This is a genomic window from Dongia sp. (genome assembly GCF_041905885.1).
In the GTDB taxonomy this organism is placed as follows: Bacteria; Pseudomonadota; Alphaproteobacteria; order Dongiales; family Dongiaceae; genus Dongia.
In genome coordinates, this window is the sequence record NZ_JAYRKD010000025.1 from 51,468 (window position 1) to 64,626 (window position 13,159).

13 protein-coding genes are annotated in these 13,159 nt (G+C 64.7%); 10 read left to right on the forward strand and 3 right to left on the reverse strand.

Annotated features, from left to right (window positions below; all coding sequences use genetic code 11):
- Window positions 1-10 precede the first annotated feature (10 nt).
- From pyrH to gloA, 10 genes are all read left to right on the forward strand, one after another.
- Window positions 11-763: a UMP kinase gene (gene pyrH, locus ACH2CY_RS21510; protein ID WP_395021587.1), complete on the forward strand. Its 753-nt coding sequence runs from the start codon at window positions 11-13 to the stop codon at window positions 761-763.
- A 45-nt stretch (window positions 764-808) separates the two neighbouring features.
- Window positions 809-1,366, forward strand: coding sequence for a ribosome recycling factor (frr, locus tag ACH2CY_RS21515; RefSeq protein ID WP_395021589.1), 558 nt, complete (start codon window positions 809-811; stop codon window positions 1,364-1,366).
- A 100-nt stretch (window positions 1,367-1,466) separates the two neighbouring features.
- Window positions 1,467-2,138, forward strand: coding sequence for a polyprenyl diphosphate synthase (uppS, locus tag ACH2CY_RS21520; protein WP_395021633.1), 672 nt, complete (start codon window positions 1,467-1,469; stop codon window positions 2,136-2,138).
- Window positions 2,122-2,820: a phosphatidate cytidylyltransferase gene (locus ACH2CY_RS21525; protein ID WP_395021590.1), complete on the forward strand. Its 699-nt coding sequence runs from the start codon at window positions 2,122-2,124 to the stop codon at window positions 2,818-2,820. Before uppS ends, ACH2CY_RS21525 begins: the two co-directional genes overlap by 17 nt.
- Window positions 2,811-4,025: a 1-deoxy-D-xylulose-5-phosphate reductoisomerase gene (locus ACH2CY_RS21530; protein WP_395021592.1), complete on the forward strand. Its 1,215-nt coding sequence runs from the start codon at window positions 2,811-2,813 to the stop codon at window positions 4,023-4,025. The genes ACH2CY_RS21525 and ACH2CY_RS21530 overlap by 10 nt, the downstream gene beginning before the upstream one ends.
- Before the next feature lie 139 nt (window positions 4,026-4,164).
- Entirely contained in the window at window positions 4,165-5,571 is a 1,407-nt protein-coding gene (rseP, locus tag ACH2CY_RS21535; protein ID WP_395021594.1) for an RIP metalloprotease RseP, read from the forward strand.
- A 73-nt stretch (window positions 5,572-5,644) separates the two neighbouring features.
- Window positions 5,645-7,897 (forward strand): outer membrane protein assembly factor BamA, encoded by a 2,253-nt coding sequence (gene bamA, locus ACH2CY_RS21540; protein WP_395021595.1) that lies wholly within the window; start codon window positions 5,645-5,647, stop codon window positions 7,895-7,897.
- 58 nt (window positions 7,898-7,955) lie between these two features.
- Window positions 7,956-8,588 (forward strand): OmpH family outer membrane protein, encoded by a 633-nt coding sequence (locus ACH2CY_RS21545; protein ID WP_395021596.1) that lies wholly within the window; start codon window positions 7,956-7,958, stop codon window positions 8,586-8,588.
- 27 nt (window positions 8,589-8,615) lie between these two features.
- Complete coding sequence (fabZ, locus tag ACH2CY_RS21550; RefSeq protein WP_395021597.1) at window positions 8,616-9,116, forward strand: 3-hydroxyacyl-ACP dehydratase FabZ; 501 nt, start codon at window positions 8,616-8,618, stop codon at window positions 9,114-9,116.
- Between the two features lie 2 nt (window positions 9,117-9,118).
- The gene (gene gloA / locus ACH2CY_RS21555; protein ID WP_395021599.1) at window positions 9,119-9,508 is read left to right on the forward strand and encodes a lactoylglutathione lyase; all 390 of its coding nucleotides are present in this window, start codon (window positions 9,119-9,121) and stop codon (window positions 9,506-9,508) included.
- Window positions 9,509-9,510: 2 nt separating this feature from the next.
- On the opposite strand, the gene ACH2CY_RS21560 is transcribed toward gloA, so the two are convergent.
- The 3 genes from ACH2CY_RS21560 to gltX form a co-directional block, all read right to left on the reverse strand.
- Window positions 9,511-9,981, reverse strand: a complete 471-nt coding sequence (locus tag ACH2CY_RS21560; protein WP_395021600.1) for a hypothetical protein — start codon at window positions 9,979-9,981, stop codon at window positions 9,511-9,513.
- Between the two features lie 79 nt (window positions 9,982-10,060).
- Window positions 10,061-11,497: a citrate synthase gene (gene gltA / locus ACH2CY_RS21565; protein ID WP_395021601.1), complete on the reverse strand. Its 1,437-nt coding sequence runs from the start codon at window positions 11,495-11,497 to the stop codon at window positions 10,061-10,063.
- Between the two features lie 160 nt (window positions 11,498-11,657).
- Window positions 11,658-13,040 (reverse strand): glutamate--tRNA ligase, encoded by a 1,383-nt coding sequence (gene gltX / locus ACH2CY_RS21570; protein ID WP_395021602.1) that lies wholly within the window; start codon window positions 13,038-13,040, stop codon window positions 11,658-11,660.
- Window positions 13,041-13,159 lie beyond the last annotated feature (119 nt).

Consider the following 13,159-nt stretch of genomic DNA (forward strand, 5'->3'; position numbering starts at 1 on the left):
TGGGGCAGCGATGGCAGGGCCAGCAAAACCGGGACTTCTCTACAAGCGGGTGCTTCTCAAGATTTCCGGGGAAGCCTTGATGGGAAGCCGGGAGTTCGGCCTTGAACCCCAGACCGTCAATCGTGTTGCCGAAGAGGTGAAGCAGGTCGCCGAGATGGGCGTCGAATGCTGCCTCGTGATCGGCGGCGGCAACATCTTCCGCGGCATTGCCGGCGCCAGCCAGGGCATGCAGCGCGCCTCGGCCGACTACATGGGCATGCTGGCGACGGTGATGAACGCGCTCGCCATGCAGAACGCGCTCGAGCAGGCCGGGGTGCAGACCCGCGTGCAGTCGGCGATCTCCATGCAGTCCATCTGCGAGCCCTATATCCGGCGCCGGGCGATCCGGCACCTGGAGAAGGGCCGCGTGGTGATTTTCGCCGCCGGCACCGGCAACCCGTATTTCACCACCGATACCGCCGCCGCCTTGCGCGCTTCCGAGATGGGGTGCGAGGCGTTGCTGAAGGGAACCAAGGTGGACGGCGTCTACAGCGCCGACCCGAAGCTCGACCCAAAGGCCGAGCGCTACGAGACGTTGACGCATCATGAGGTGCTGTCGCGCGATCTGAAGGTGATGGACGCGTCCGCGATCTCGCTCGCCCGCGAGAGCCGCATTCCGATCATCGTCTTCTCGATCCACACGCACGGCATGATGGCCGAGGTGCTGCAGGGCGGGGGGCGCTGCACCGTGATCGGCGAGCAGTTGAAGAAGGGCGCGGCATGAGCGCGTTGATTTTCAGACGGGCCTGCGATCGGGGGATAGACCGAAATGGCTGATGCAAGACTGAACGAGTTTAGCCGCCGCATGGACGGCGCCCTGGAAGCGCTCCGCAAGGAGTTCGCGGGCTTGAGAACCGGACGCGCTTCGGCGAGCCTGCTGGAGCCGGTGCATGTCAGCGCTTACGGCAACGACATGCCCTTGAACCAGGTCGGCACCATCAACGTGCCCGAGCCGAGGATGATCACGGTCCAGGTCTGGGACCGCGGCCTGGTCGGCGCGGTGGAGAAGGCGATCCGCGATGCCGGTCTCGGCCTCAATCCCGCCGCAGATGGGTCGACCGTGCGCGTTCCGATCCCGGAATTGTCACGCGACCGCCGCCAGGAACTCTCAAAGATCGCCCACAAATACGCGGAACAGGCCCGGGTCGCCGTTCGCAACGTGCGTCGCGACGGCATGGACTCCCTGAAGAAGCTCGAGAAGGACGGGAAGATCTCCGAGGACGAGCATCACGGCTTGAACGACCAGATGCAGAAGCTCACCGACGAGCACGTGAAGAAGGTGGACGACGCCCTGGCCGCCAAGGAAAAAGAGATTCTGCAGGTCTGACGTGAATCAAACCGGCACGGCCAAGCCGCTTTCCGACACCAGCAAGGAGACCGACGCCGAATCCGGCGCGCGGGGCACGCCGACCCATGTCGCGATCATCATGGACGGCAACGGCCGCTGGGCCCGCGCCCGCGGCCTGCCGCGCACGGCCGGCCATAGCCGCGGCGCGGAAGCGGTGCGGCGCACGGTGAAGGCGGCGGCGGAGGCGGGGGTCCGCTATCTCACGCTGTTCGGCTTCTCCTCGGAGAACTGGAAGCGGCCGGCCTCAGAGATCGACGATCTGATGGGCCTGCTGCGCCACTACCTGAAGCGCGAGATCGAGGAACTGCACAAGAACGGCATCCGCTTGAACGTGATCGGCGATCGCGAGCGGCTGGGCGCCGACATCGTGAAGCTGATCAGTGATGCCGAGCGGCGCACCGCCGGCAACCAGCGCCTCAACCTCACGATTGCCTTGAGCTACGGCAGCCGGGACGAGATCGTCGCCGCGACGCGCAAGGCGATGCAGGCGGCGCTCGATGGGACCTTGAAGCCGGAACAGCTCAACGAGCAGGCTTTCTCCGGATTCCTGCTGACCGCCGACATGCCGGATCCCGATCTCTTGATCCGCACCAGCGGCGAGAAGCGCATTTCCAACTTCCTGCTCTGGCAATGCGCCTATGCGGAGTTCGTCTTCCTCGAGCGGCAATGGCCCGACTTCGACGCCGACGACTTCAACGGCGCAATCCAGGAATATCTCGGTCGGACGCGGCGCTATGGCGGCGCCGGCTGAACCGACCACCCACTGGTCCAAGAAACCGCTGACCCTGCGGATCATCTCCGCGGCGGTGCTGATTCCGATCGTCGTCGCGGTGGTTTTCGCGGGCGGCATCGCCTGGACGCTGCTGGTGCTGTTGTTCTCCGTCGTGATGATCGTCGAGTGGTGCAAGATCGCGTCGCGCAAGCCGGGTGCAATGCCGTGGTATGTGCTGGGCTGCGCCTATGTCTTCATTCCCTGCGTCGCGCTGATCTGGCTGCGCAACGATCCGTCCGTCGGGCTGCAGCAGATCTTCTGGATCGTCGCCCTGGTGATCGCGGCCGATACCGGCGCCTATATCGCCGGCCGCAGCATCGGCGGGCCGAAGCTGGCGCCACGGGTGAGCCCGAACAAGACCTGGGCCGGCCTGGGCGGCGCGGTGGTTTCGGGGGCCATTGTCGGGGCGATCACAGCCCGGCTGATGGACCTCCCGTCTGTCGCGGTGCTGACCGCGATCAGCGCCGGCCTGGCGGTGATCGAGCAGGCGGGCGACCTGGCCGAATCGGCGTTCAAACGGCACTTTGGGGTCAAGGACGCCAGCAATATAATCCCCGGCCATGGCGGCGCCCTGGACCGGGTCGACGGCCTCATTGCCGTCGCGGCCGCGGTGGCCGGCATCAACTATCTCATTGGGAGTAGCGTGCTGACATGGCTGTGACGGATGCAAGGAGCGAGACGCGTCCGCGCGCCCAGAAGGATGGGCCGCGCTGGGTGACCGTGCTCGGCTCGACCGGCTCGGTCGGCACCAACACCCTCGATGTCATCGAACGCTATCCCAACGACTATCGGGTCGATGCGCTGACCGCGCAAAGCAACGTCGATAAGCTGATCGAGCAGGCCTTGCGCCTGAAGCCGCGCTTCGTTGCGATCGGCGACGAGAAGCTCCACGACAAGCTGAAGGACGGCCTGGCCGGTTCCGGCATCAGCATCGGTGCCGGGCGATCCGCGGTGATCGAGGCGGCGGCGCGACCCTCGGACTGGGTGATGTCGTCGATCGTGGGCGCGGCGGGTCTGGAACCCACGCTGGCGGCGGTGCGCCGCGGCGCCATGATCGGCCTCGCCAACAAGGAGACCCTGGTCTGCGCCGGCGCGCTGATGATGCGCGAGCTCTCCCAGCATGGCGCGGTCATGCTGCCGGTCGATTCCGAGCACAGCGCCATCTTCCAGGTGTTCGACTTCGACAAGATCGAGGCGATCGAGAAGATCATCCTGACCGCCTCGGGCGGCCCGTTCCGCACCAAGTCGGTGGCGGAAATGAAAGCCGCGACCCCGGCCCAGGCGGTTGCCCATCCCAATTGGTCGATGGGCGCCAAGATCTCGGTCGACTCGGCCACCATGATGAACAAGGGGCTGGAGTTGATCGAGGCTCACCACCTGTTCCGGATGCCGGAGACTCAAATCGATATCCTGGTCCACCCGCAGTCCGTCATCCACAGCATGGTCGCCTATTCGGATGGCTCGGTCCTGGCCCAGCTGGGGACCCCGGATATGCGAACCCCGATCGCCTATGCCTTGGGCTGGCCGAAGCGGATCGCCGCCCCCTCGGCCCGACTCGACTTTGCCAAGGTCGCCCAACTGACCTTCGAGGCCCCGGACCCGGTCCGGTTCCCGGCGCTCCGGATCGCCCGGGAAGCCCTCCAGGCCGGAGGTACGGCGCCGGCCATCCTCAATGCCGCCAATGAGATCGCCGTGGCGGCCTTCCTGGCGGGCCGGATCGGCTTCATGGACATCGCCGCTTTGTCGGAATCGGTGCTGGCGGCGCTGCCCCAGAGCGATCTCGGCTCGATAGACGACGTGATCGCCGCCGACGCTGAGGCGCGCCGGCTGGCCGAATCCAAGATCGCGACCTTCCGCCACAATTAGCGACCGAATTTTGTCAGCTAACACGTTGGCGTGACGACCTTTTCTGGGCTATTTCAGGGCACCGGACTGTGCTAGACAGGGCCGGCCGGCAACCGGGGCGAAGCCCCCGGGACGACGCCGGAGCAGACCCGGACCGGAAATGGAAATCCTCAGTCAGATTCAGCACTACGGCTTCTGGTTTCTCGTCGTACTGACCGTCCTGGTCTTCATCCACGAGCTCGGCCATTTCGCCGTCGCCCGCTGGTGCGGCGTGCGGGTCGAGGTGTTCTCGATCGGCTTCGGGCCGGAACTCTTCGGCTGGACCGACCGGCTGGGCACGCGCTGGAAGTTCAGCTGGCTGCCGCTCGGCGGCTACGTCCGGATGTTCGGCCAGGCTGACAGCGCGCTCGAAGGCGAGGCGGCGCGGCCGATGAGCGATGCCGAGCGCGCCGTCTCCTTCAAGGACAAGAACGTCTGGCAGCGCATGGCCATTGTCGCTGCAGGGCCGGCCGCGAATTTCCTGTTCGCCGTCCTGGTGCTCGCGCTGATCTACGCAATCGTCGGCAAGGCCCATACCGATCCGGTCGTCGGCATGGTGGCGCCGGACTCCGCGGCCGCCAAAGCGGGGCTGCAGTCGGGCGATCGCGTGCTCGCGCTGAACGGCGCGGCGGTGGACGAGTTCATGGACATCGACCGGATCGTCCAATTGAATCTCGACCGGCCGCTGGCGCTGGAAATCCAGCGCGGCGGCAACCGGCTCCAGCTCACCGCGCATCCCGTCATCGTCGAGGACAAGGACCTGTTCGGCAACGTCCTCAAGATGCCGCAGCTGGGCATCACCCCCCATATCGATCCGGTGGTCGGCGACGTCACCGCCGGCTTGCCGGCCGAGGCCGCGGGCCTTCGGCGCGGCGACCGCTTCCTTGCGCTGAATGGCACGCCGGTGACCGAGTTCGGTGACATTGTCGCGATCATTCGAAAGAATCTCGATAAGCCGGTGGCGATCACCATCGAGCGTGACGGCAAGCAGCTCGATCTGGCCGTGCAACCGAAGATCATCGAGGTCAAAGACGAGTCCGGGCAGACTGTGCGCATACCGCGCCTTGGCATCGGCGCCAGCGATAACCGACCCTTGGTGAGGGAGGGGCCGGTTGCGGCCTTCATCTCCGCCGTTCAGGAGGTTTACACCCAGTCCGTCACGATCCTGACCGGGCTCTGGCAGATGATTTCGCTCGAACGATCCGGTTCGGATATCCGGGGCGTGGGCGGCATCGCCCAGATGGCCGGCGACGTGGCGACCCTCGGCTTCATTCCGTTCTGCCTGTTTGCGGTGATGCTGTCGATCAACCTCGGGCTGATCAACCTCTTCCCGGTGCCGATCCTCGACGGCGGCCACCTGGTCTATTACGCGGTCGAAGCGGTCCGTGGGAAGCCGCTCGGCGAACGGGCCCAGGAGTTCGGTCTCAAAGTGGGCCTCGCTTTGGTGCTCAGCCTGATGCTGTTTGCCACTTGGAATGACTTGGTTTATTTCAAAGTTGTCGATTTCGTGAAATCCCTGTTTACGTGATTGGAAGTCGGGGGAGATGGGGTTTCTGCGTCTAGCTTGCTTCGGCCTGTTGTTGGGGCTGTGCTTTGGGGGTGTGTTCGGGACGGGAAGTCATTCCGCCCTGGCGCAGACCATTACCAGTGGCGATCCGATCCAGCAGGTCGTGGTCGAGGGCAACCAGCGCATCGAGGCCGACACGGTTCGTTCATACATGGAAATCAACCCCGGCGATCCGTTCGACGCCGCGAAGGTGGACCGGGCGCTGAAGAACCTGTTCGCGACCGGCCTGTTCGCCGACGTGCATCTGCGCCGCGACGAGAACAACCTCGTCGTTTCGGTGGTCGAGAACCCGATCATCAACAAGCTCGCGTTCGAGGGCAATGACAAGATCAAGGACGACCAGCTGACCACCGAGGTCCAGCTGAAGCCGCGCCAAGTCTATACCCAGACCCGGGTCCAGGCCGACGTGAAGCGCATTCTCGATCTCTATCGCCGCAGCGGCCGCTTCGCCGCGACCGTGGACCCCAAGGTCATCAAACTCGACCAGAACCGCGTCAACCTGGTCTTCGAGATCAACGAAGGCGACGTAACCCAGGTCGAACGCATCGATTTCGTCGGCAACAAGGTGTTCTCCGACGGCTCGCTGCGCGATGAGATCGCGACCAAGGAGAGCGCTTTCTACCGCATCCTCAGCACCACCGACACCTACGATCCGGACCGTCTGACGGTGGACAAGGAGAACCTCAGGAAGTTCTACCTCTCGGAAGGCTATGCCGATTTCCGCGTGCTCTCCGCCGTGGCCGAGCTCTCGCCCGACCAGGAGGCCTTCTTCATCACCTTCACGGTGGAAGAGGGCGAGCGCTACAAGCTCGGCAAGGTCGACGTGAAGACCACCCTGAAGGACCTCGACCCGAAGACCTTGATGGGCGACGTCACCACCAAGGCCGGCGATTGGTACGACGCCAGCAAGGTCGACGACACGGTCCAGGCGATCAGCAACAAAGTCGGCAGCCTCGGCTACGCCTTCGTCGATGTCCGGCCGCGCATCGACCGCGACGCCAAGAACCACGTGCTGAACCTGACCTACGACATCCAGGAAGGCCCGAAGGTCTATGTCGAGCGCATCGACATCTCCGGCAACGTCCGCACGCAGGACAAGGTGATCCGCCGCGAGTTCCGCCTGGCTGAGGGCGACGCGTTCAGCACCGAGAAGCTGCGCCGCACCGAGCAGAGGCTGCGCAACCTCGGCTTCTTCGAGACGGTCGACATCACCACGGTGCCGAGCACCGCGCCGGACAAGACTATCGTCAAGGTCAAGGTGAAGGAGCAATCGACCGGCGAGCTCACCTTCGGCGCCGGCTATTCCACCAGCCTCGGGCCGCTGGGCAGCATCGGCCTGCGCGAGCGCAACCTGCTCGGCAAGGGACAGGACGCCCGCATCGATCTCACCATTTCCGGCAAGCGATCGGCCGGCTCGATCAGCTTCACCGATCCCTACTTCCTGGATAAGCACGTGAGCGCCGGCTTCGATCTGTTCTATCGCCGCCTCACCCCGGACGCCAACGACGAAGACCAGGCCGGCTTCGGCCTGCGCATGGGCTATGACATCAGCGAGTATCTGCGCAACACGCTGTCCTACCAGTTCCGCGGCGACCGCATTCATGACATCGACAACGACGCCGCGCAGGTGATCTTCGACGAGGAAGGCTGGAAGTTCTACTCGATCATCGGCACCACGCTGTCCTACGACAAGCGCGACAGCGCGATCGATCCGCGCGACGGCTACAATGTCCAACTCGAGACGCATTTCGCCGGCCTGGGCGGCGACGTGAAGTATCTGCAGGGCGTGCTGTCGGGCGGCTACTACTATCCTGTGACCAAGGACGTGACGCTGTCGACCACCCAGGAAGTCGGGTATATCCAGCCGCTGTTCGGCGACTACCTGCACTATCCCGACGGCTTCTTCCTGGGCGGGACGGGATCCTTGCGCGGCTTCGACGACCGCGGTGTCGGTCCCCGCGAGAGAGGCGCCAGCAAGAGCGACGGTTCGATCGGCGGCCAGTTCCTGTGGAGCGGCAACGTGACGACCAGCTTCCCGCTGGGGCTGCCCGAGGAATACGCGATCCGCGGCCGCGTCTTCAGCGATTTCGGTATGCTGACCGGCTACGACACCAAAGACAGCGACGAAGAAATCATCGACCACCGCAGCATCCGCGCTTCGGCCGGTTTCGGCCTGACCTGGGTGTCGCCGTTCGGCCCCCTGGCCGTCGATCTCGCTTATCCCTTCCTGCGGGAAGACGAGGACGAGAAGGAGTATTTCAGCTTCAGCTTCGGAACCAACTTCTGACCGAGCCGGTTACCAAGCCTTTCTCGGTCCAAAACCCACCTTCCTTGGAGATCCTTTAGTGAGCCACCAGAACCTTTCCCCAATTCTCCGTTTCGCTCGCACCGTCGCCGCGGCGGCCGCCCTTTGCGCCTTCGTGGCTGCAGGCCCGGTCCTCGCGCAGACGACTGCGCCCGCGCAACCCGCCCAGCCGGCGCAACCCGCAGGCCAGGTCCCGGCCAACCAGATCCCGGTCATCGTGGGCGTGCTCGATACCCAGGCGATCCTCAACAATTCGAACGCCGGCAAGTCGCTGAACACCCAGTGGGACGCGGCCATGAAGGCGCTGAACGACGACGCGGCCAAGAAGGAGAACACGCTGCGCGCCCAGGCCCAGCAGCTCGAGGCCAAGCGGGGCGCCAACCCGCCGATCGCGCAGGCGGACTACGTGGCCCAGCTCAAGGCGCTGCAAGCGAAGGAAAACGAGTACCAGCAGGCCTTCGGCAAGAACAAGCAGGCCTGGGATGCACGCCTGAACAAGGCCCGCGATGCGATCGCCGTCGCCGCCCGCAAGGCGATGGCGGACGTGGCCAAGCAGCGCGGCCTCACCCTGGTCCTCGACCGCGCCGCGGTGCCCTACTCGCCGTCGCCCTGGAACATTACCGACGACGTGATGGCCCGCTTGAACAAGGCCCTGCCCAACGTCAAACTCTAAGCGACGCCTGCCTGTTCGAGATCGGTCATGGAACATCAAGTAAAGCCTGAAACCGGCGCACCAGCGTCGCCCGAGGCCGTCTCCGTCGACGTGAAGGGGATCATGCGGATGATTCCGCATCGCCCTCCCTTCCTGATGATCGAGCGCATCGAAGGGATGCGCACCGACATCGAGGCGACCGGGGTCAAGATGGTGTCGGTGAGCGAGCCCCATTTCGTCGGCCACTTCGCCGGCGATCCGGTGATGCCGGGCGTGCTCATCGTCGAGGCGATGGCGCAGACCGCGGCCGTGCTCGTGGTCCATACCCTGGGCGAAGCGTTCCAGGGCAAGCTGGTCTACTTCATGAGCATCGATGACTGCCGGTTCCGGAGGCCGGTGGTGCCGGGCGACGAGCTCCGGCTGCATGTCACCAAGGACCGCAGCCGCGGCATGATCTGGAAGTTCAACGGCGTCGGATTGGTCAACGGGCAGAAGGTTGCCGAGGCGACCTTCGCGGCAATGATCCGCGACGAGAAGATCGGGGAGTGACCATGGCGAACCAACTCCTGCACACGATGATCCGGGTGTTCGACATGGACAAGTCGATCGACTTCTACACCCGGCATCTCGGCATGAAGCTGCTGCGCCGCAAGGACTATCCGAGCGGTGAGTTCACGCTCGCCTTCGTCGGCTACGGCGACGAGATCGACCACACGGTGATCGAGCTGACGCATAACTGGGGCCAGAAGACGCCCTACGACAAGGGCAATGCCTTCGGGCATCTTGCCGTGGGCGTCGGCGACATCTACGGCACCTGCGAGCAGCTGGCCAAGGAAGGCGTCTCGATCCCGCGCCCGCCCGGACCGATGAAGCATGGCGGCTCGGTCATCGCCTTCATCGAGGACCCGGACGGCTACAAGATCGAGCTGATCCAGAAATAGGGTCAGCGGACCGGGGCCGGGTTCGCCGCAGGTTTGCGGTCGAACCACCAGGGCAGGGGGCTGTCGCGCGGCCGTTCCGGCTGTTCCGCGATCATCCAGTCGAGCGCATCCGCATTGCTGCCGAACAGCCCGAAATGCCGGTCCGGGGCCGAGGCCTTGGTGACCTTGATCTCGAAGGTCTTCATCGGATCGGCCGAGACGACGGCGGTGCGCACTTGCGGGTCGAAACCGGGCACCAGCTCGGCGCGCAGGCTGATCATCTCGCGGGTATAGCGGTGCTCGAGAAAGCCAGCGAAATCCAGCATGTCGTGGATCGCGTCCCAGCGGCCGATCTCGGGGAATTCCCGCCACAGCGACGGCAGCGTCGCCAGCAGCTCCTCGCCGCGAAAGTCGCCTTCCCAGCGGCTGAAAACCAGGCTGCGATCGCGATCGATGAAATACTCGATCGATCCATTGGCGAAGGTCCTGAGCATGCCTCTCCTATGGTCGGGACATCCCCGAGACCATAGGAGTACAGACTTAAGGCATTGTAAAGCCGGCGGCGCCTTCCGCTTACTTCCGCTTCTCGATCGGCAGGTAGGGACGCTCGCCGTAGCCGGTGTAGAGCTGGCGCGGGCGGCCGATGCGCTGGGTCGGGTCCTCGATCATTTCCTTCCACTGCGCCACCCAGCCGACGGTGCGGGCGACCGCGAACAGTACGGTGAACATCGAGACCGGGAAGCCGATCGCCTGCAGGATGATGCCCGAGTAGAAATCCACGTTCGGGAACAGCTTGTGCGAGATGAAATAGTCGTCCTCGAGGGCGACCCGCTCCAACTCCATGGCGAGGTCGAGCAAAGGCTCGTCGCGCTTGCCGAGCGCGTCCAGCACGTCGTGGCAGGCGGTGCGGATGACCGCGGCGCGCGGGTCGTAGTTCTTGTAGACCCGGTGGCCGAAGCCCATGAGGCGCGTGTTGTCCTCCTTGTTCTTCACCCGCTTGATGTAGTCCTTGACCTTCGACTTGTCGCCGATCTCGGCCAGCATCTTCAGCACGGCCTCGTTGGCGCCGCCATGGGCCGGGCCCCAGAGGGAGGCGATGCCGGCGGCGATGCAGGCGAAAGGATTGGCGCCCGACGAGCCGGCGATGCGCACGGTCGAGGTCGAGGCATTCTGCTCGTGGTCGGCATGCAGGATGAAGATCAGGTCCATGGCTTTCGCCACGACCGGGTTGATCTTGTACTCCTCCGCCGGCACCGCGAAGGTCATGCGCAGGAAGTTCTCCGCGTAGGAAAGCTTGTTGTCCGGATAGATGAATGGCTGGCCGCTCGCGTATTTGTAGGCCATCGCCGCGATGGTCGGCACTTTCGCGATCAGCCGATGCGAGGCGATCATGCGCTGGTGCGGATCGTGGATGTCGGTGCTGTCATGGTAGAAAGCCGAGAGCGCGCCGACCACTGCCACCATCACCGCCATCGGATGCGCGTCGCGGCGAAAGCCCTGGAAGAATCGGGCGATCTGCTCGTGCAGCATCGTGTGGTAGGTGATGTCCTTCTCGAACTTCTTCAGCTGGTCCTTGGTCGGCAGCTCGCCTTCCAGTAGCAGGTAGCAGACCTCGATGAAGCTGGAGTTCGCGGCGAGATCCTCGATCCGATAGCCGCGATGGGTGAGGATGCCCTCGTCGCCGTCGATATAGGTGATCGACGACTGCGTCGAGCCGGTCGAGCCGTAGCCCGGGTCATAGGTGAAATAGCCATGCTCGGTGTAGAGCTTGCGAACGTCGATGACGTCGGGGCCTACGGTACCCTTCAAGACCGGCAGATCCCAGCTCTTGCCGAGGCGATCGTCCTTGACCGAGACCTTGGCGAAAGGCTTCGGCGCCGCCGGCTTAATGCCGCTGTCCTTGACCTTGATCTGCGGCTTCGCGGACCTTTTCGCCGTCTTGGACGCCGGCTTCGACTTCTCCGCCATCCGCTTCTTGGACTTTTTGCTGCTCGCCGCGATCGTGGTCATAGGGGCACCTCGTTGTGGTCCCGCGCGTTCTGGGGCGCGGGGCATCGGCTGGGGGCTGGATCGGCGATGTTGCACCGCCGCAAACTGGCCACACGCTAACAGAAGGATGGTTAAGGGTCCATGACTCCGGCGGCCGAAAAGCCACCTTTAGGATGACCCTCTACCTGACGTCGCCGAGGCGCCCCAGGCATTCGGATCGGCCAAGGATTTCCATGACTTCGAAGATTCCGGGCGAAGTCGTCGAGCCGGTCAGGGCGGCCCGCAGGGGCTGCGCGATCTGGCCCAGCTTCACCTTTTCCTGCTCCGAGAATTGGCGCACCGCGGCTTCCAGGGAAGCGGCGGTCCAGGCGGTATCGGATTCCAGGGCCTGGCTGACCTTGCCGAGCAGAGCCTTGGCCTCGGGGGTGAGCAGGGCGGCGGCCTTGTCGGTGATCTGGACCGGGCGGGCCGTCACGTAGAGCTGCGCGTTCTCGGCCAGCTCCTTCAAGGTCTTCGCCCGCGCCTTCAGGCCCGGCATGCCGCGGCGGACGCGGTCGATCGCGGCGGCATCGGTTACGCCGAGCCGCTCGGCGACGTCCTGAGCCAGCCGCGCGTCGTCCGCTTCGCGGATGTAATGGCCGTTGAGGTTGTCGAGCTTGGTGTAGTCGAAGCGCGAGGCCGAGCGCCCGACCTGCGGCAGGTCGAACCATTCGACTGCCTGCGCGGTCGAGATGATCTCATCGTCGCCATGCGACCAGCCGAGGCGCAGCAGGTAATTGCGCAACGCCTCCGGCAGGTAGCCCATCTCGCGATAGGCATCGACCGCCAGCGCGCCATGGCGCTTCGAGAGCTTGGCGCCGTCCGGGCCGTGGATCAGCGGGATGTGCGAGAACGAAGGATGCTCCCAGCCCATCGCGTCGTAGATCATGACCTGGCGGAAGGTATTGGTCAGATGGTCGTCGCCGCGGATCACATGGGTGATGCCCATGTCATGGTCATCGACCACGACCGAAAGCATGTAGGTCGGCGTGCCGTCGCTGCGCAAGAGCACCATGTCGTCGAGCTGCTCGTTGCCGACCTCGACCTCGCCCTGGACCTGGTCCTTGACCACGGTCCGGCCGGTCTGCGGCGCCTTGATGCGGATGACGGGTTTCACGCCGGCCGGCGCGTCGCTCGGGTCACGGTCGCGCCAGCGGCCGTCGTAGCGCATCGGCTTGCCCAAGGTCATCGCGGTCTTGCGCATCTCCTCGAGTTCCTCGACCGAGCAGTAGCAGCGATAGGCCTTGCCCTCGGCCAAGAGCTGGTCGGCGATCTCGGCATGGCGGGCCTGCCGCGCGAACTGCATGACGACCTCGCCGTCCCAGTCGAGTTCGAGCCACTTCATCCCGGCGATGATCGCGTGGATCGCATCCTCGGTCGAACGCACCCGGTCGGTGTCCTCGATGCGGAGCAGGAACTTGCCGCCGTTGTGCCGGGCGTAGAGCCAGTTGAAGAGGGCGGTCCTGGCCCCGCCGATATGCAGGTAGCCGGTCGGCGAGGGGGCGAAACGGGTGACGACACTCATGATTGCAGAAATCCGGATAAATTCGTGGTGATATCGGGGACGGGAGACAGGTCTAACACATACGCCCCCAAAATTGGCAAGGCACGGGCCTTGGCCGTTCAGGGGATGAGGACGGGGCT